General features: G+C 61.7%; 24 protein-coding genes. 2 read left to right on the top strand and 22 right to left on the bottom strand.

Annotated features, from left to right (window positions below; genetic code table 11):
• Positions 1 to 74: 74 nt before the first annotated feature.
• Together erdR and N8H74_RS14895 are read right to left on the bottom strand one after the other, a co-directional pair.
• Positions 75 to 725 (bottom strand): response regulator transcription factor ErdR, encoded by a 651-nt coding sequence (gene erdR, locus N8H74_RS14900; protein WP_217832570.1) that lies wholly within the window; start codon positions 723 to 725, stop codon positions 75 to 77.
• A gap of 222 nt (positions 726 to 947) precedes the next feature.
• Positions 948 to 1,694, bottom strand: coding sequence for a tRNA-uridine aminocarboxypropyltransferase (locus N8H74_RS14895; protein WP_217832571.1), 747 nt, complete (start codon positions 1,692 to 1,694; stop codon positions 948 to 950).
• 189 nt (positions 1,695 to 1,883) lie between these two features.
• Here N8H74_RS14895 and N8H74_RS14890 point away from each other — a divergent pair, with 189 nt between their 5' ends.
• A complete protein-coding gene (locus tag N8H74_RS14890) occupies positions 1,884 to 2,309 on the top strand; it encodes a PA3611 family quorum-sensing-regulated virulence factor (RefSeq protein ID WP_217832572.1) in 426 nt (141 codons plus the stop codon).
• On the opposite strand, the gene N8H74_RS14885 is transcribed toward N8H74_RS14890, so the two are convergent.
• Positions 2,310 to 2,504 carry a hypothetical protein gene (locus N8H74_RS14885; protein ID WP_217832573.1) on the bottom strand — a complete coding sequence of 65 codons (195 nt, stop codon included), beginning with the start codon at positions 2,502 to 2,504 and terminating at the stop codon, positions 2,310 to 2,312.
• A gap of 353 nt (positions 2,505 to 2,857) precedes the next feature.
• Between N8H74_RS14885 and N8H74_RS14880 the strand changes: the two genes are divergently transcribed.
• Positions 2,858 to 3,976, top strand: coding sequence for an LOG family protein (locus tag N8H74_RS14880; RefSeq protein WP_262148444.1), 1,119 nt, complete (start codon positions 2,858 to 2,860; stop codon positions 3,974 to 3,976).
• A gap of 58 nt (positions 3,977 to 4,034) precedes the next feature.
• On the opposite strand, the gene recX is transcribed toward N8H74_RS14880, so the two are convergent.
• From recX to N8H74_RS14785, 19 genes are all read right to left on the bottom strand, one after another.
• Positions 4,035 to 4,505, bottom strand: a complete 471-nt coding sequence (recX, locus tag N8H74_RS14875; RefSeq protein WP_262148441.1) for a recombination regulator RecX — start codon at positions 4,503 to 4,505, stop codon at positions 4,035 to 4,037.
• A gap of 8 nt (positions 4,506 to 4,513) precedes the next feature.
• Positions 4,514 to 5,572: a recombinase RecA gene (recA, locus tag N8H74_RS14870; RefSeq protein WP_217832576.1), complete on the bottom strand. Its 1,059-nt coding sequence runs from the start codon at positions 5,570 to 5,572 to the stop codon at positions 4,514 to 4,516.
• Between the two features lie 83 nt (positions 5,573 to 5,655).
• Complete coding sequence (locus N8H74_RS14865) at positions 5,656 to 6,156, bottom strand: CinA family protein (RefSeq protein ID WP_217832577.1); 501 nt, start codon at positions 6,154 to 6,156, stop codon at positions 5,656 to 5,658.
• Between the two features lie 68 nt (positions 6,157 to 6,224).
• Positions 6,225 to 6,743 (bottom strand): lysis protein, encoded by a 519-nt coding sequence (locus tag N8H74_RS14860; protein WP_262148438.1) that lies wholly within the window; start codon positions 6,741 to 6,743, stop codon positions 6,225 to 6,227.
• Positions 6,722 to 7,288 carry a glycoside hydrolase family 19 protein gene (locus tag N8H74_RS14855; protein WP_262148436.1) on the bottom strand — a complete coding sequence of 189 codons (567 nt, stop codon included), beginning with the start codon at positions 7,286 to 7,288 and terminating at the stop codon, positions 6,722 to 6,724. The genes N8H74_RS14860 and N8H74_RS14855 overlap by 22 nt, the downstream gene beginning before the upstream one ends.
• 33 nt (positions 7,289 to 7,321) lie before the next feature.
• The gene (locus N8H74_RS14850; protein WP_262148434.1) at positions 7,322 to 7,576 is read right to left on the bottom strand and encodes a hypothetical protein; all 255 of its coding nucleotides are present in this window, start codon (positions 7,574 to 7,576) and stop codon (positions 7,322 to 7,324) included.
• On the bottom strand, positions 7,576 to 8,736 hold the full coding sequence (locus tag N8H74_RS14845; protein WP_217832581.1) for a hypothetical protein: 1,161 nt from the start codon (positions 8,734 to 8,736) through the stop codon (positions 7,576 to 7,578). Before N8H74_RS14845 ends, N8H74_RS14850 begins: the two co-directional genes overlap by 1 nt.
• 28 nt (positions 8,737 to 8,764) lie before the next feature.
• Positions 8,765 to 9,205, bottom strand: coding sequence for a phage tail assembly chaperone (locus N8H74_RS14840; protein WP_262148432.1), 441 nt, complete (start codon positions 9,203 to 9,205; stop codon positions 8,765 to 8,767).
• A 2-nt stretch (positions 9,206 to 9,207) separates the two neighbouring features.
• The gene (locus tag N8H74_RS14835) at positions 9,208 to 10,128 is read right to left on the bottom strand and encodes a phage tail protein (protein ID WP_262148431.1); all 921 of its coding nucleotides are present in this window, start codon (positions 10,126 to 10,128) and stop codon (positions 9,208 to 9,210) included.
• Positions 10,129 to 10,154: 26 nt separating this feature from the next.
• The gene (locus N8H74_RS14830; protein ID WP_262148430.1) at positions 10,155 to 10,610 is read right to left on the bottom strand and encodes a phage tail assembly chaperone; all 456 of its coding nucleotides are present in this window, start codon (positions 10,608 to 10,610) and stop codon (positions 10,155 to 10,157) included.
• Positions 10,610 to 11,536, bottom strand: coding sequence for a hypothetical protein (locus N8H74_RS14825; protein ID WP_262148428.1), 927 nt, complete (start codon positions 11,534 to 11,536; stop codon positions 10,610 to 10,612). The genes N8H74_RS14830 and N8H74_RS14825 overlap by 1 nt, the downstream gene beginning before the upstream one ends.
• Positions 11,537 to 11,557: 21 nt before the next feature.
• Positions 11,558 to 12,124, bottom strand: a complete 567-nt coding sequence (locus tag N8H74_RS14820; protein ID WP_262148426.1) for a tail fiber assembly protein — start codon at positions 12,122 to 12,124, stop codon at positions 11,558 to 11,560.
• Positions 12,125 to 12,131: 7 nt separating this feature from the next.
• The gene (locus N8H74_RS14815) at positions 12,132 to 13,226 is read right to left on the bottom strand and encodes a phage tail protein (protein ID WP_262148424.1); all 1,095 of its coding nucleotides are present in this window, start codon (positions 13,224 to 13,226) and stop codon (positions 12,132 to 12,134) included.
• Between the two features lie 137 nt (positions 13,227 to 13,363).
• On the bottom strand, positions 13,364 to 13,879 hold the full coding sequence (locus tag N8H74_RS14810; RefSeq protein ID WP_262148422.1) for a phage tail protein: 516 nt from the start codon (positions 13,877 to 13,879) through the stop codon (positions 13,364 to 13,366).
• Positions 13,876 to 15,033 (bottom strand): phage tail protein, encoded by a 1,158-nt coding sequence (locus N8H74_RS14805; RefSeq protein ID WP_262148420.1) that lies wholly within the window; start codon positions 15,031 to 15,033, stop codon positions 13,876 to 13,878. The genes N8H74_RS14810 and N8H74_RS14805 overlap by 4 nt, the downstream gene beginning before the upstream one ends.
• Before the next feature lie 14 nt (positions 15,034 to 15,047).
• On the bottom strand, positions 15,048 to 15,647 hold the full coding sequence (locus N8H74_RS14800) for a putative phage tail protein (protein WP_217832590.1): 600 nt from the start codon (positions 15,645 to 15,647) through the stop codon (positions 15,048 to 15,050).
• Complete coding sequence (locus tag N8H74_RS14795; RefSeq protein WP_262148418.1) at positions 15,638 to 16,678, bottom strand: baseplate J/gp47 family protein; 1,041 nt, start codon at positions 16,676 to 16,678, stop codon at positions 15,638 to 15,640. The genes N8H74_RS14800 and N8H74_RS14795 overlap by 10 nt, the downstream gene beginning before the upstream one ends.
• Positions 16,668 to 17,066: a phage GP46 family protein gene (locus tag N8H74_RS14790; protein WP_150594499.1), complete on the bottom strand. Its 399-nt coding sequence runs from the start codon at positions 17,064 to 17,066 to the stop codon at positions 16,668 to 16,670. The genes N8H74_RS14795 and N8H74_RS14790 overlap by 11 nt, the downstream gene beginning before the upstream one ends.
• A complete protein-coding gene (locus N8H74_RS14785; RefSeq protein ID WP_262148414.1) occupies positions 17,066 to 17,575 on the bottom strand; it encodes a phage baseplate assembly protein V in 510 nt (169 codons plus the stop codon). Before N8H74_RS14785 ends, N8H74_RS14790 begins: the two co-directional genes overlap by 1 nt.
• Between the last annotated feature and the right edge of the window lie 19 nt (positions 17,576 to 17,594).

Genomic DNA, 17,594 nt, shown 5'->3' with positions numbered 1-17,594 from the left:
AAGTAGATAACCAACCAAAAAGAAGTGGGAAAGCTAGATCAACGAAAGTCAAAAAAGCGTGAAGATGCCAGCCGTTATTGGCTCGGAATTGACTCAAGTTGTTGCAGCAACAAAGCCGCCTGGGTACGGGTGCGCACATTCAGCTTGCGGAAAATCGCCGTGACGTGGGCCTTGATGGTCGCCTCGGAGACGTTCAGCTCATAAGCGATCTGCTTGTTCAGCAGTCCTTCGCACACCATGGTCAACACGCGGAACTGTTGCGGCGTCAGGCTGGCGAGGCCATCGCTGGCGGCCTTGGCTTCCTCGGAAACGCTGACCGCTTCGAACGCCTGGGGCGGCCAGAACACGTCGCCATCCAGCACTTTGCGCACCGCTTGCTGAATCACGCTCAAGTCGCTGGACTTGGGAATGAAGCCACTGGCCCCGAACTCCCTGGACTTGACCATCACCGAAGCTTCTTCCTGGGCCGACACCATCACCACCGGAATCTGCGGGTATTGCCCGCGCAGCAGCACCAGCCCGGAAAATCCGTAGGCGCCCGGCATGTTCAGGTCCAGCAGCACCAGATCCCAATCGGCCTTTTCCGTCAGGCGCGCTTCCAGTTCGGCAATGCTCGCCACCTCCACCAGACGCACCTGCGGGCCGAGGCCCAGCGTCACCGCCTGGTGCAGTGCGCTACGAAAAAGAGGGTGATCATCGGCAATCAGGATGTCGTATGTGGCCATTTTTCAAATGATCCTGTTTTTGATGGCTGGCCCGCGCATTCGGGCCGTGCCAAGGCAACTCGAGACACCGCCGGGCAGCGGTGTCCACAGGGGCGCGTTCAACGCCAATCACAAGCGAATCGCGGCGTATCAAACCTTGGCCGCACCCCAATCGGCGCCAAGCATGCCCAGCGAAGCCGGGGTGGTCAAGCAACAAGGCCCCTGCTTTAGCAGTATGGGCCACTATCCGGCCTGTATCGCCTGCGTGTTACCTATAAAAGGCAGCAACTCGGCGTGGGCCGGGGTCGCCAGGTTCACGTCCAATTGCTGCTTGGCGCCCAGATAATGCTGGCTGAACACGTCGAAATAGGCGTCGAGCGCCGAGGCGGCAGCGGTATCGCCCGCCAGCTCCAGGCACAACGCCGCCACTTCGGCGGTGCACAAGTGCTCGCTGCGGGTCGAACGGCGCAGGCGATAACGCGACAGTCTGTCGGGCAACAGGCTGAGGATCGGCAACCGGTCGAAGTACGGACTTTTGCGAAACATCTTGCGCGCTTCGGTCCAGGTCGCATCCAGCAGAATGAACAACGGCCGCTTGCCGTTATCCAGATCCACCGTGTTGGTAACCCGCGACGGCTCGACATATTCACCGGGGAACACCAGATACGGCTGCCATTGCGGATCGTTGAGCAGCGCCAGCAACTGTTCGTCGATTTCCGTACGCGACCAGATGAACGCGTGATTATCGCGAACCACGTCGGCGATCAGCCAACCGGTGTTGCTGGGTTTGAACACTTCCTTGCCAGTCATGATCAGGCAGACACCGCTGCGGGTTTCGACCGTCGGACGCCAGGCGCACAGGCAATGGCTGATGATCACCCGACAATCCCGGCAACGCTCGGAGCGAAAACCCCGGGCCTGAATCGGCTTGATACCCTCGTCCTCGCGCTGATCGCGCAGGCGGGCTACGGCGTTGGGGGCATGGCTCATCGCAGGCATGGCCGGCAGACAGGAAAACTCGACACGAACAACACTCGGCAGGGCAATAAAGGCCGGCAGTTTACCAGAGCGACGGGCACAAGCCTGTACCCTCCCGACCGGCTCCCCTATAATTCGCCGCCACTGAACGCACAGCCCCGTGGCTGGTCGAACCACCAGTCACTGAACCAGGAGAGTTTCATGCTGCGCCTTATCGTTCCCACCGCTGCCATTCTGCTGGCGTCGTCCTTCTGCGCTCAGGCTGCCTCCCTGAAAGAGCAAAACCTGAACCGCGAGCTGCGCAATGTCGCAGAACAAAGCAACGTCGGCACGCCACGGGCGATCAGCGAAGACATTCTCGATCAGGGTTATACCGTCGAAGGCACTACGCTGATCAACCACCTGAGCGTGCAAGCCAGTCACGCCGAGCAGATGCGTTCCAACCCCAAGGCCGTGTATTTCCAGCTGGGCGCCTCGGTCTGCAACAACCCGTCGTACCGCAAGCTGATGGCCAAGGGCGCGATCATGCGTTATGACTTCAGCGAAGTGAAAACCAACAAGGCGATCGGCTCGGCGAGCTATCAGGACTCGGATTGCCCGAAAGCCGCCCCGGCGAAAAAGAAGTAATCATCGCGAATTGGCGCGCCGCTGTTCATCCTCGGCGCGCAGTTCGGCCAACAAGGCCTGCAAGTAACGCGAGCGCCGCTCTCCTCCCGCCAGACGGCGGCAGCACTCTTCCTCGAAACTGACATGGTTGGTTTCGGCCGATGCTTTCAGTAATCGATACAGTTGCGTATCGATCTCCAGAGTCACTCTGGTCATGTATCCCGCCTCCTTGCACCCACAATTCCTTGAAAAGCGTGCGTCCTGCGTCCCGTCAGTGACGCAAGGTTGTCTTACAGCGCCTGTAAATTAGTAAATCAGACGCCCCGCCGGCCGGTGCAGCTTCAGACGAGCGGCAACGCCGCGTTGCAAAAATGACACAAACGGTTACTTGGAATGACTTTGGGGCACAAAGATTTAATCAGCGGATAATCCGCCGAGGGTCTAGATTCAAAGTATTCCCGATCACTTTTTCACGGCAGTAAAGGAGCTGCCGGCGAATGTATTTTTGCAGCGCGGCACTGAAGCCGCCCGACAGGGCCAAAGAGTTCTGTGCAGAAGGAGACAGTTGCATGCCTTACCAACCGAATGACCTGCTCAGCCGTCATTTTCAGGAAAGCGGCCACGACCTCATCAACAAGGTCGAAGAACAACTCAACCTGGTTTCCCCCAACAGCCCGAACATTCCGATCTATCGCGACATGATCCTGACCGTGCTGCGCATGGCCCAGGAAGACCACAACCGCTGGAACGCCAAGATCACCCTGCAAGCGCTGCGCGAACTGGAACAGGCGTTTCGTACCCTTGAGCGCTTCCGCGGCCGACGCAAGGTCACGGTATTCGGCTCGGCACGCACGCCGGTCGAACATCCGCTGTATGCAATGGCCAGGCAGCTTGGCAGCGAACTCGCCGGCTCGGACATGATGGTGATCACCGGGGCCGGCGGCGGAATCATGGCGGCGGCCCATGAGGGCGCCGGTCGCGATCACAGTCTGGGCTTCAACATCACCCTGCCCTTCGAGCAGCACGCCAATCCTACGGTGGATGGCACCGGCAACCTGCTGCCGTTCCACTTTTTCTTCACCCGCAAACTGTTCTTCGTCAAGGAAGCCGACGCACTGGTACTGTGCCCGGGCGGTTTCGGCACCCTCGACGAAGCCCTGGAAGTGCTGACCCTGATCCAGACCGGTAAAAGCCCGCTGGTGCCGGTGGTGTTGCTGGACGCACCCGGCGGCACATTCTGGCAAGGCGCGCTGGACTTCATTCGCCAGCAACTGGAGGAAAACCGCTACATCCTGCCAACCGACCTGAAACTGGTGCGTCTGGTCTACAGCACTGAAGAAGCGGTGCAGGAGATCAATCAGTTCTACGGCAACTTCCACTCCAGTCGCTGGCTCAAGCGTGAGTTCGTGATCCGCATGAACCACAAGCTCAGCGATCAGGCACTCGATCACCTGCAGGAAGCCTTTGCCGATCTGTGCCTGAGCGACCGGTTCCACCAACACGCCTACAGCGGCGAAGAACACGATGAGGCCCAGTTCAGCCATCTGGTGCGCCTGGCTTTCGCGTTCAACGGCCGCAATCACGGACGTCTGCGGGAATTGGTGGACTACATCAACTTGCCGGAAAACTGGGCGCATTCAAAACCACAGACCGCACAACGCAACCACGAGTCATCGAAGGTAACGTGAGGGCAAAAAAAAACGGCCCGCTATCGAAATAGCGGGCCGTTTCTTTTATTAGCGAAGCTTAATCATCCATCCCTCGACCGCTGAACAAGCGGTTGATCATCTCCATCGAAAACCCCCTGTACGCCAGAAATCGGCCTTGTTTGGCTCGCTCCTTGGCGTCGACGGGCAGATGTCCGGAGAACTTGCGTCGCCAGGTCTCTTCAAGCTGTTCCTGCCAACGGATACCACTCTCACGCAAGGCGAGTTCGATATCGGTGCGCTGCAAACCTCGCTGGCTCAGCTCTTCGCGTATCCGCAGAGGGCCGTAGCCGGAACGAGCGCGGTAGGAAACAAAACTTTCGAGGTAGCGGGCTTCGGAAAGCAGCCCCTCTTCCGTCAAACGGTCGAGGGCGGTTTCGATCATCTCGGATGAAGCACCACGCTGACGCAGTTTACGCGTCAGCTCGACTCGACCATGCTCGCGGCGTGCGAGCAGGTCCATTGCGGTTCGCCGCACCGCGACGAGGGTATCGAGTACGGCGGTCGTCATCGGTGCAATCAGATATCAGCATCAGCCAGGTCGTCTTCGGTCTCTTTGACCGCAGAAGCCTTGGCGTCAGCGACCGCTGCTGTCGACAGCAGCTTGTCACGCAACTGTTTCTCGAGTCGTGCAGCGACTTCCGGATTGTCCGCCAGGAACTTGGCCGAGTTGGCCTTGCCTTGACCGATCTTGGCACCTTCATAGGCATACCAGGCGCCGGACTTCTCGACGAAGCCGTGCAGCACGCCCAGATCGATCATCTCGCCATTGAGGTAGATGCCCTTGCCGTAAAGAATCTGGAACTCGGCCTGACGGAACGGCGAAGCCACCTTGTTCTTCACAACCTTGACGCGGGTTTCGCTACCGACCACTTCGTCGCCTTCCTTCACCGCGCCGGTACGGCGGATGTCGAGACGGACCGAAGCGTAGAACTTCAGCGCGTTACCACCGGTGGTGGTTTCCGGGCTGCCGAACATCACGCCGATCTTCATCCGGATCTGGTTGATGAAGATCACCAGGCAGTTGGCGTTCTTGATGTTACCGGTGATTTTACGCAGCGCCTGGGACATCAGACGGGCCTGCAGGCCTACGTGCATGTCACCCATTTCGCCTTCGATTTCAGCCTTCGGCACCAGGGCGGCCACGGAGTCGACGATGATGACGTCTACCGCGTTGGAGCGCACCAGCATGTCGGTGATTTCCAGGGCCTGTTCGCCGGTGTCCGGCTGGGAAACCAGCAGGTCGTCGACGTTGACGCCCAGCTTGCCGGCGTATTCAGGGTCAAGGGCGTGTTCGGCGTCGACGAATGCGCAGGTCGCGCCGGCTTTTTGCGCCTGGGCGATCACCGACAGCGTCAGTGTGGTTTTACCGGAAGATTCAGGACCGTAGATTTCAACAATACGGCCTTTTGGCAGACCGCCAATGCCGAGCGCGATGTCCAGACCCAGAGAGCCAGTAGAGATGGATGGGATCGCCTGACGGTCCTGATCGCCCATACGCATTACGGCACCCTTGCCGAATTGACGTTCGATCTGACCCAGGGCCGCAGCCAAGGCTTTCTTCTTGTTGTCGTCCATTAAAGTCCTCACGTAATCAATAAGGCCTGACGGCCAACACCTGTATAAGTAGACAGTATTACACCACAGCGCTCGAGGATCGCCTACCCCTGATTTTCGATTTCTCGTGCCGCTAGTCGCAGCAGCCCCTCTAGCGCGGCCTTGACCGTTTGTCGGCGGACTTCGTCGCGGTCACCGGCAAAGTGCTGCAGCTCGCTGGAAACCGCATCACCCACGCCCCAGGCCAGCCACACCGTACCCACCGGCTTGCTCGGTGAACCGCCGTCCGGGCCGGCCACGCCGCTGACCGCCACGGCAAAGCGCGCCAGGCTTTCTTGCTGCGCACCGCGCACCATGGCTTCGACCACCTCGCGACTGACCGCGCCGACGCTGTCGAACAGCGGCGCCGGGACATTCAGTTGGCGGGTTTTCTGCCGGTTGGAGTACGTCACATAACCGGCCTCGAACCACGCCGAGCTCCCCGGGATCCGCGTGATCGCCTCGGCAATCCCGCCGCCGGTACAGGACTCGGCCGTGGTGACATGGGCGTTGAGCAATTGCAGACGTCGGCCAAGTTCGGCAGCCAGTTGGGTGATCTCTTTCACGACGCTCTCCGGATCGAGTGGAATGAGTACCACCGTACACGAGCCGATTGCGCTTTCAAGACACAGAGTCATTCAAAATGTGCGGGCGCCAGCGCTCTGATATAGGCCTGGCAGGCCTGCAGGGCAATCAATCCACGGTCGCCGGTGTCGGTGATGGCGACAATTCGTCGAGCATGCGCCGGGTCAAGTCGGGCGCGTACGGCTGCATGATCCACGCCGCCGGGGCCGGAGGCGGCGGGCAGGTTGCAGCCTTTGGCAACGTCGCCGGCATCGACGAGGACTGACAGGCGCAGATCAGCAGTGGCAAGACGATCGCGCAGGCGATCCTGATCACGTTGGGCATCGCTCATGGCTCGGTAATGGGTCTGTTCACTGGCCGCGAGCCGTTGCTCCAGGGCCAGACGCTTGTCCTGCTCGGCCTGTTGCGCGCTAGCAGCCGTCAGGGTCAGTTGGTTGAGGGTTTCGGCGTGCAACCGGGCCTGCTCGGCCAATTGCCGGCCGTAGCGCCAGTCCTGAAACTGCCACGCCAGGGCAGCAGCCACCACGGCAAGCAACAGGCTGCCGATCAGACGCCAGGGGATTGGCATAGCACCGCCCTCGCCCGCGCCCAGATGTCCAGGCGATCCTGCAAACCGTTCAACCCGCCGTTGATACGCCGGGTGAGGCTGTTGAACTGATCACGGTCGGCCAGTTCGTTCAAGCCGTTTTGCGCCCAGAACCACGCGGCGGACTCGGCCGCCCACTGCGGTTGCTCGAGCAGTTCCGGCAACGCCAGCAGACGCTCGTCGCCAAACAGCCCGAGGCTGCACTGGCGATAGTTGTTGCGCCCGGTAATCTGGATCAACCCACGACCACGGTACTTCTGCCCGTCGCCATCGGCTTCAGGGGTGTTGCCCAGACGCAGCGCCAGCGTGCCCGTGTCGTATTTGCTCAGGTATTGGTTGTTGCCCAGTTCGCGCACGTATTGCAGTTGCCCCGACTCATGCCCGACCTGCGCGAGAAACGCCGCGACACGCTTGGGCGTGTCGATGTGATGGCCGGCCATGGCGGTGTTTAGCGCGGAAACAAAAACGCCCGCTTGGGAGCGGGCGTTGGGCAGGATGTTCAAAAGATCCTGTTCAGTTAATTGCATATTTTTTGGTCCTCCCTGGATGCTCCGATTGAATCATGACTGGCCGGAAAACCCCGCCAGCCACTTTTTTGCCAGAGTTTTCAGGGTGCCGTCCTGCACCTGAGACTCAGGGGACGAATACACCCAGCCGAGGGTGCCGAAGTTCGCCGTCCAGTCGATTTGTGGCGCTGGAATGACATCAGTGATGTCGACCCAGAGCAGATCCGGGTGAAACATTTCGCTGATATTGCCTTCGGTGGAAAACAGCTCGACCACGGTGTTTTCGACGATGCGTGCGTAGGTTTTCATCAGGCGTACTCGTAGATGATCACAATGCCTGGCGCTCCTGCGCCCCCGGGTCTTGCAGGCTGACTGAATGAGTTTGCAATGCCACCCGCGCCCGCTCCGTAACCGCTTCCCGGCGCTGCCAGACTCAATGCGACACTACTGCCAAATCCACCGTTACCCAACGCAGTGTTGGCACCGTGACCGGCGAGTATCGAACCGGTGAGGCATATACCTGGGCTGCCTGCGGCTCCGGCAGTATTGACGATATTTCCCCCTGACGGTTTGCCGCTGGGAAAACCTCCGACATACAGACCGAAGCCGGGCAACGTCAGTGGATCGTTGTAAGGGGAGCCGCCCCCTCCGGTCGCGGAAACCAGCGTACCGAGCGAACTGGTCCCACCCGGTCCCCCACTCGTATTGGTCGATCCACCTGCCCCACCTGCTCCTACAGTAATGACCTGACTGGTATTTACCGTTTCGAACGATAACCAAGCCTCGGCGTAGCCACCGGAAGCACCTCCTCCCGCGACCGAGATCTGAGTTGAGTTCGTCGCAGCAATACCCGTACTACCACCACCGCCACCCACCACTTTGACCAGTACATTCCTCATCCCCACCGTGGGCGTATAAACCCCGCTGGCAGTAAATGTCCTGACCCCCAGCAAGCGTCCACTCACAGAGTTGCCACCACTGGCGTACACCAGCAGCCAGCTATCCCGAGCCGCGCTGTACACCACCGAACACAGGCTACCCGCAACGATTTCGGCAGGCCGCAATGCACTGAGCGCCTGGCTCAAGAGCGGCTTGGGCAACAATCCATTCGGCGCGAACGTACTCGCTCCGGTATTGGCATTGCCGGCGGTGAAGCGCAGCACCAGACCATCCTTGAGCGCAGTAATGGCAGGTGCATAGTTGGCCATGTACAGATTGGCCGCGCCGATATCCGCCGCGTGCTTGTCCTCGCCCGCCTGACTGATCTTCTTCACCGCCAGCAGCAATTGTGTGGCGTCACTCTCGCTCGGCTCGAGCCCTGCGGCCTTGACCACATTCAACAGCTCATCGGTCACGCCATTGCCCCAAGTCGCCGGGATCAGCGATCCCGGCAATCCTGCAACCGCGTCTTCGTTTACAAACTTGCCGTTCACCAGCCCGATGCCGGGAACGCTTTTTGGATAGTCCACTTCAATTCCTCATGACAAGGCCGACGCCTCAGCCGTTGGCCTGTAACAAATCTTCAAGCCAGTCCGGCTCGACGGGGCGCGAGCGCACCTGCGGAAATTCCGGATCATTCGGCCATTCGCGCAGTGCCTGGCGATAGGCGAGCAGCTGTTTGAACTCTTCGGCGCGCAGCGTCGTACCCTCGCCCATCTCCAGTTCCTCGGCGTCGCGCAGCACCAGCCATTGCGTGACTTGCAGGACGTTGTTGCGCCATGAGCGCTCGCGGGCGGCCAGGATTTCCGGGGAGATGAGCGGATCGATCAGCAGCGGTTGCCCACTGGCACTGGCGCTGATGATCTTGCCGGTGGCCTGTCCGGCAAAGAGTTCGGTGTATTGGGCGCGGGTGATTTCCACGGCACCCTCGGGCAACTCCGGATAGGGGCTGTCGACCAGGTCAAAACCGCGTGTCTGTGCGTAAAAATAAATAGCCATGGTTATCGTCCCCAAACCAATATGCGGCCTGAAATTCCCGGCTCGGCTTTTACGCTCGAAGCGATGACATTTCGAACCCGGGCGGCGGCTGTCGTTGTAGTGGAATTCGCCGCGTCAAACGCCCAGACGGTCACGTTGGAGGAGCCCCAACCTGCCGGATAGCCTTCGTTGGCGACACCGCCCAGCACAGCATTGGGAAACGTCATCGGCAACGACACGGTCATGTTGCCGTTCGCATCGGATCCCCCCGTCACCCACTGCAGGATCAACCCGCCGGGAAACTTCTGATAACCCGACGGGGAAAACTGCGCCGCGAAAAAAGCCGAATACTTCAGCGCTGCCGTGCCATAAACGACCCAGACACCGGACTCGCGCACGAAGGTCGCGCTTTCACCGTTGTTCATCACGATCGAACTCAGATACGCCCCTTGTGGGCTGATCTGCGTACCGGTTTTGCTGGCTACCGTGACCGCTGCGCTGTTTCGGCAATGCAGGCTGATAGTGGCGCCGCTGGGCACCGAAGCGGTGTCCGGCAGCGTCACGGTGTAAGCGGCATTTCCGCCCAAACCGATCGAGCAGCCCACATCCGCCAAGGTCAATTGCGTTGCAGCGGAAATGCTTCGCGCACTGGCGTAATTGCCAAGCGCCCGCTGCACAAATTCGGACGTCGCGGCGGATCGGCTGACATCGAATTGCGCCGCCGTGGCGAACAACGCCGGACTGCGCAACGCGTCGAGCAACTGGTGTGTGTTCGCCTCGTCCGGTGCTATTCCAGCAGCCTGTACAACGCCGAGAATTTCCTGGGTGACGCCGTTGCCCCAGGTTGCCGGGATCAACGAACCCGGGGTACCGGCAAGCGGATCTTCATCCACGAAGCGGCCATTCACCAACCCGACGCCGGGCACACTTTTGGGATAGTCCATCGATCATCTCCTTGTAAAAATTCGCGTCAGCCTTCCAGGGCCAACCACAGCGGCGCTGAAGGCCGGGTTGCAGCGGCCGGGAAACCATCCGCCGCCGGCCAGTCGCGCAGGGCCTGTCGGTACTCGAGCAGTGCCAGATATTGCCCCGCAGAGAGCGTCGGGACGCGACCCAACTCCTGCTCGTCGCGATGGCGGGTCATCAGCCATTGAGTGCCTGACAGCCGGGACTCGCGCCAGGTGCACGCCGGCTCGTCATTCATGATCGATGTCGCCTGGGTCAACACTGGGGTCTCCAGCACGGGCGCAGGTTCAGCGCGGCGCTGGAGGTCACCCAAGGAAGAGCCGATTTCGACCTCAATACCCTCGGGCACCAGCACCATGGCTTCGACAAACGACGGGGCATACAGCTGGGCAATGTCGAAATCACCGGTATCGATCAGCTCGACCGCTACACCGTTTTCGATTCGTGCATATCGGGCCATTACGCGTACTCCCAGATTTCACAGAAGGCGTTGCCGCCAATGCCACTCACGACCGTAGCGGACGTACTGTTGGAGCAGGTGCCGCTGCTGCCCGAACCTCGAACGCCCGCCCAGCCATTTCCGTTCACACCGTTGAAGGGACCGCCTCCGTCGAATGGGCTCGCAGCACCACCACCGGAGAGCACTCCCCAATTGTTGTTGAACATCGCAAAACCTCCGGACACGCCGCGCGCATTGATCAGATTGCCGCCCGTGACCACCTGGCCTCCGGTTCCGCCCTGAACAAACCCGGACGCCGTTGCCGTCACGGCGACAGTCAGGATCTGCCCCCCCATGCCGCCCGCAGCGCTCATGTAGGCACCAAAAGATGCACCACCGCCGGCCTGCCCGATTGCGCTGCGCGCAGCACCGCCGGCACCCAGAGAAATAGGCACGCCGGCGAGTATTTCCGGCGTGACGTCATACAGGCTTTCGGCATAGGCGCCCGATCCACCGCCACCGCCAATGGCTACCGAGTTGGCCGGAACCGGGCCGCTACCGCCCCCCGAACCGCCAGCCCCGACCAACCGCACACGGATCCGTTTGGCCCTGGGATCGGGCCGGTAAACCGTGATCCCGACCGTGTCGAACTGCTTGACCGCCAATAGTCGCCCCGTGGCATCGCTGATGCCATAACCGCTCAACGTGGTCGGGGTATTTTTCAGTTTGGTGAAGTCGACCAGGGCACCGATGGCCGTCGCCAACTGGTCGGTTTTCGCTTCATCAGGCGTCAGCCCGGCGGCCTTGATGGTGTTGAGAATTTCTTGGGTAACGCTGTTGCCCCACGCAGCGGGGATCAACGAACCCGGCGTTCCGGCCACAGGGTTTTCATCGACAAACCCGCCGTTGACCAGGCCGACGCCGGGGATGTTTTTTGGATAGTCCATTACATCGTTCTCCGGAACATATCAGACGTCTACCGCTGCACCGGGCACTGCCGGCCAGGTGATTTCCTCGGGGAAACCGCTCTGTTTTTCGATACGGTTCAATTCCACGCTGTAGAGCTTCCAGTCGAGCAATTGCAGTTGCTCGTCGTGGCTGGCATCACCGATGTCTTCGGCGTATTGCAGCGGGGCGATGCGCAGGACGGCATCGCGCAACAAGGCATCGCGTCGAACGAACACAAGCCTTTTCGAATCCGCCAACCGGGCCTGCTCATCAAGCTGCCAGGCGCCATCGGACCAGACATGAAAACCACCCGGCCATGGCTCGCGGGTAAAGCCGTCCGGCAACCCGCCCAATGCTGTCCAGGTTTGCCGAGTGCCGGTGTCGGTGCGGTACACGTCACCGCGCAGGTCGGGTTGCTGTTGCAGGGCGCCGCCGACATAGGCCCAGGCGACCCCCTCGGCCGCAGGAGAAAGCTCGACGCCCAGCGTTACAGCGTTGCTCGGCAGTTGCACACCGATACCCGGCACCAGTGGAAACTCGACAGGCCCGGACAACGCACCGCTGTCGTCTATCAGGTAATTGAACATGTACACCTCAGATCAGTTTGATGCGGCCGGGATAAGCGATGTTTCGCGGACGGGTCTCGCCCGAGAAATTGCCGATGGTGCCGATGTAGGTATCGGAGTCGAATGCCGGGTTGGGATACGTCGTCGCAACCGTCGTGTTGGTAGGCATGTAGTTGACGTCGGTGAATGCGAATGACGTGTCCGGGATGCAGGGTGCGGGGCGGAACGTCGACCCGGTCCCCGTTGGCAGAAAATGGTTATGGCTTTGCAGGGAATGCCCCTGAAAACTGCCCGAGGCGCGTCCGGTATCTAGGCCTCTGGACTCATCGAGTACCCGCAGAAATTCGCCGCGCACCTCCGGTATGCGAAAGGTCGACGCACCGTCACCGCTGGTCCAGCCACCTTCCCTTCCCGCCCGCCCCGCTTCGGTGGTCAGTGCCCCGGACGCCTGGGCAAAATCCCACAACCACGGCCATTGCGCACGGTTGAACAGCGTGCCGTTGAGGGCACCATAACCACCGGGATTGAGCGTCGTGGTCGTCTCGAAAACCGGACGCCCCAGCGCAGTGCTGTCAAAGCGGCCCAACGGCCACCAACTGCCCGCACCATCGCTGCGCAGATGCCACCAGTCGCCAGCCCCCATCAGCACCAGAAACGCATAACCGCTGGCGGAAAGATGTGTGTGAAAGCGAATCCGGTCTGTACCGGACGCTTGCACCACCAGACGATTACCGCTGTTGTCCACACGACGCACAATCACGTCGCGCACGCCCAGCGCAGGGTTCGCTGCCGGCAGAGTGATGGTCGCGGGAGCGGGGCCGCCATCGATCAGTACCAGACCCAGCTCTTGATCGATCAGTGTTTTTGAAGCCGCAAGCCGGGTGACCACCGAACGCATCGGGCTGGATGTCCCGACGATCGACTGAATTGCCTTGAGCAACTGGCTGGTGTCCGCTTCCGCCGCCACCAATCCACCTGCCGTGATCACACTCAGGATTTCCTGAGTCACGCTGTTGCCCCACACCGCCGGAATCAACGAACCGGGCGTGCCCGCCACCGGGTTCTCATCGACAAAGCGGCCATCGACCAGGCCGACGCTGGGGACGCTTTTTGGATAGTCCATAAGTCTTTCGTTCCTCTGAAATAACAAATGCACCGCGCCCCGCTGTCGCCTTGGCAACGCCGCTCACGGTCTGTTTCTGAAAATAAAAAAGCCCACGTCGAAGTGGGCTTGGGTGAGGCAGAACGAAGGGGACGCGACTAGGCGCCTTGACTGCCTAGCAGGTCGCGAATGGCAGCCAGTGCTTCATCGCCTGCGATGCGCGCCAGATCCATATTGCCCTTGGCGGCCTGAGCGCGGATCTGCGTCTTGGTCTTCAGGCGCAGGGTGCGCAAGGTCAGCAGGTGGTCGGTGAGCTGTTCGGCTTTGGCGAGAATCTGCTCAGCCGCCTGTTTGGCCGTGCGGCCCTTGGCGACCCACGCAGCCACCGACAGCGGCACCTCTTTCTTCGGATAACCGGCGTCCTGATAGGCCTGGGCGTCAGCGGCGGCCTGGGCGTATTCCATGGCCTTGAGCGGATCGCCGGCCAACGCGTTGCGGGCGCTGTCAGCGGCCACGTCGACTTGGGCGCAAAGGCTTTCGGCTTCCTGCTGTTGCAGCAAGACGACTTTGTCTTCGTTCACAAACCACTGCTCGCCGTCCCAGTCATGGGCGGCCGAGGGTTGTGGAAGGCGCAGCTCACCATCGATCTGATGGAGTTCCTGAATGACGATCATCGAATCAGCTCCCATGTCAGCTGGACGTTCACGGCGTCCGCAAAGTTGATCGCAATACCGACGCTGTAGTCCGTCACCGGATGGCTCTTGATCCCCATGCTGAGCAACAGCTCATCGCTGTCGGCAACGGTCTGCGCCAGATTGTGCTCGGCCTGGTAGGACTGCCAGAGCGAACGCAATTGGGTGTGATCAAAACTGGCCATCAACGTGGAGACCGTGACGTCGTTGACGATGTTGTTAGTGAAGATGGTGCATGGGTACGGCGTTGCCGGATTCCAGCCGGCGGCATGGCTCCCGATCCCGGTCGAAATCGGGTTCATCAAGCTGTAGTTGCCCCCCACCCAACCGGTCGATGGAAACGCGACACTGGTCACAGCCGTCGGTGACGGCGTCGGGTTACCCGCCACCAGGCGCGCGGCACGCGCATGGGGATCCAGCGGCAGAAACACCGCGCCAGTGCCATTGACGGTTTGCGTCCAGACCAGACGTGCGCGGTTATAGATCGAACGCACGACCGGCACCGAACCCGGCGCCCCGGTCACGACCCAGGCCAGGCACATGTCCAGCACCGAAGACTGGAATCCACCGCCGGATGCGCCGTTGGCGGTGCCCTTCAGCGACTCGGGCGCAACGTCGTAAATCGTGCCGCGCTGCATGTAAAACGTCAGCACGCCACCGATCACCTGCGCCCGCAAAAAGTACGCGGAGCTGGGCAGCAGGTCGGCACTGCTCCAGGCACTCGTCTGGAACGTACGCGAGCGCCCCAACTGCCCGGCCAGCACTTCCTGGCCGATGCTGACATACACGCCTGCCGGCACCGACACCCGCCCGCCACTGGTGGAAACGCCTGCCGGTGTGATCGGCAGACGCCCGTCAGCCGTTGCCACCGTGGGCAGCGACAGCGCCGTCAGTGGCAAGGCCAGATCCTGGTTCCAGCCCTTGGCCGTCACCGATTGAATCGCCTGCAACAACTGATCGTATTTCTTCTCGTCCGGGGTGAGATCCGCAGCCTTGATGACACTGAGAATCTCCTGTGTGACACCGTTGCCCCAGTCCGCCGGAATCAGCGATCCCGGGGTCCCGGTCAAGGGGTTCTCATCGACAAACTTCCCGTTCACCAGACCGGCGCTGGGTACACTTTTTGGATAATCCATCCCGTCATTCCTCCCTAGTCATAGTTGATGTGCACCTTGGTGTGCGCCGGTGCGCTGCGGTGGATCAGGCATTCCAGCGCCGAGCCCGGGTTGACGCCGAAACGCTCGCCCCAATAGCTGGCGCCGTAGCGTCGACCGAGCAGCAGGCGGCCGCCGGTGTTGAGCGTCCACATGAACTGCGCTTCCCAGGTGCCGAAGTGCGCCGCGCCGAATCGCGCGCGGCCCATGCGCGGGGCTTCGTACTCGGTGATGGTCGCGTTGGGGTAGCCCTGGCTCTTGGCGATGTCGAGGTAGTAGCCGATGGCCTGGCTGCCGACCGCCAGCAGACGCCGACGCACCGCGAGGCGGCGGTCGTCGAACAGCGGCGTGGCGCCCAGGCACGGGTCAGGCAGGTTCATCACCCGCTCCCAGTCCGGCACCAGCTCGCTGACGCCGGTCGGGTCCATCTCGTTCAGCAGGTCAGCAGCGCGGGCGTCGAGACGGGCCAGTTCGACGGCGACGCCTTGCAGCACTTCCTCGAGTTCCGGCACCCGCTCCGGGTCCCATGCCGGGCCGCTGGGCAGCAGTGCGCGCAATTGCGCCTGGTATTGCGCGGCGGTTCGTATCACCCCCATACGCAACCTCCAAAGGTCAGCAGTTGATTGGCCGCTGCGCTGACATCGGCCACCGGCGCCGTCAGCACATGGTCGCTCTCGCCGCTGGTGCTGCTGATCGCTTCGCGGATGTGGCTGATCAACAGCTTCTCGCCGAGGTCGGCTTCGCGGTTGTGCAAGTCACGCAACTGCGCTTCGACGGCGGCGCGCACGGCGGTGGTGTCCGGGGTCAGTTTCAGTTGATAGACCACCGGCACCTGCACCGGCGCTTGCACGTGCACTTCGGCGGTCACCGGGCGCAACGGATCGATGTAGGCCTGGACCTCGGCCAGTTGATCGGCGTTGGGCACCGGTTGCGGATCGTCGTCGCGCATGATGTACACGCCGACCGTGCCTGGCCCGAGGAAGCCGCCACGGCACCAGGCACGGGTCACGCCCGGCACTTCCAGTGCCCAGGTCTCGTAGTCGCTGGCCGAACCGCCATGGGGGATGACGCGGTAGGAACGGATCACCCGCGAGCGCAGCGATTCAAGGCTTTCCCGGGCTACGCCACCGCTAAGCCCCGGCGCCAGTACCACGAAGCTGTTGCCGACGATCCCGGTGATCGGCTGCACCGGCGTCAGCGTCAGGCCCGCATCGGCGTTGCCCAGGCTGCCGGCCTCAAGCGCGGCGATGCTGGTGCTGTTGACGCCGTTCACGCTCGTGCGCGCGGCGGTGACTTTGTAAGTGCGGCCATCGTTGGATTGCAGCAGGGTGTCGACATCCAGCACCGCACCGGCGGTCGCGCTGTAGCTGACGCTGCCGGTGGCGACTTGCGCCGGTTTGCGCGGCTGGTTCAGACGCAGGGCGGCGATCCGCTCCAGGGTCGACTCGTCGGCGGTGTCGGGCAGGATCTGCTCGGCAATCCAGTCGAGGTAGCCGTACAGACCATAAGCGGCGCCGCCGAGGGTGCGGGCCAGGACTTGCGCATCGGACTGGCGCAGCGAATCGCCGGCCAGGTCGCTTTGGGTGCGCTTGATCAGCACCGGCAGCGAAGGGGTTTCAAACGGCATAGATCACCTGCCAACTGTTATCGGGATTGATGTCCAGGCGTTCGCCGTCGGCCAGGGTCAGGACCGTACGCAGGTTCAGGCGCTGGGCGTCGAGGCGTTCGCTGATGATGTCGATGGCGCTGCAATGGCCGTCGTCGATCAGCCATTGCAGGGCTTCGCGGGCATAGAACTCGGCGTCCATCTGGGTCTGGCGCGTCAGCTTGACCCGACGTAGCAGCCACAGTCGCGAGCCGATGCGGTCGTCGGCCACGGTGGGGAACGTGTCGCCCCACCAGCCGTAGCGCTCCTCGTCGTCGAGGGCATCGTCATCGGCGGCGCGGCGCCAGGTGAACAGGCTGATCAGCACCGCGCGGGTCAGCGCGGCGTGGAGGTTCTGGCTGATAAACATCAGGCACCTCCCACTGGCGCGGCGGTCTGTCCGCTGCCGCCCTGAACGCCGCCATGCACATGCTTGATCTGGCTGATGGCGCCCGCGACCTGATCGCCCTTGGAGACAATCTTTCCGGTCTGGTTGATCACCGGCGTGTCGAAGTTGACGGCGGTGCTGGCGCGGATGTTCAGCGTGGCGGTTTCGATGTCGATGATCCGTCCGCGCTTGAAGTGAATCTTGTCGCCCTCGTCGGTGTAGATCGCCACCTCGCCAGCCGCCAGCGACTGCAAACGGTAGCGGCGGTCGGCGACCACCAAGGCGATGGCATGGGAGCGGTCACCGCCGAGAAACGTGACGACGCCCTCGGCGCCGGCCAGCGGATGACTGGTGAAACCGTAGGGTTCGAAGTGCTCCATGTCATCGTTCACTTCGCCGGCGGTGAGGCGCATTTGCAGCGATTGCAGCTTGGATGCCGAACTGGCGAGCACGACAGTGCCGCGCGCCAGAAGGCGTGTCAGTAGGCTCATGGGGTGTCCTCAGAGGTCG

This window comes from Pseudomonas sp. B2M1-30, from assembly GCF_025447575.1.
GTDB classification, from domain to species: Bacteria; Pseudomonadota; Gammaproteobacteria; order Pseudomonadales; family Pseudomonadaceae; genus Aquipseudomonas; species Aquipseudomonas botevensis.
Note: the sequence above shows the minus strand (reverse complement) of the source record. Positions and strands in the feature narration are given on the sequence as shown.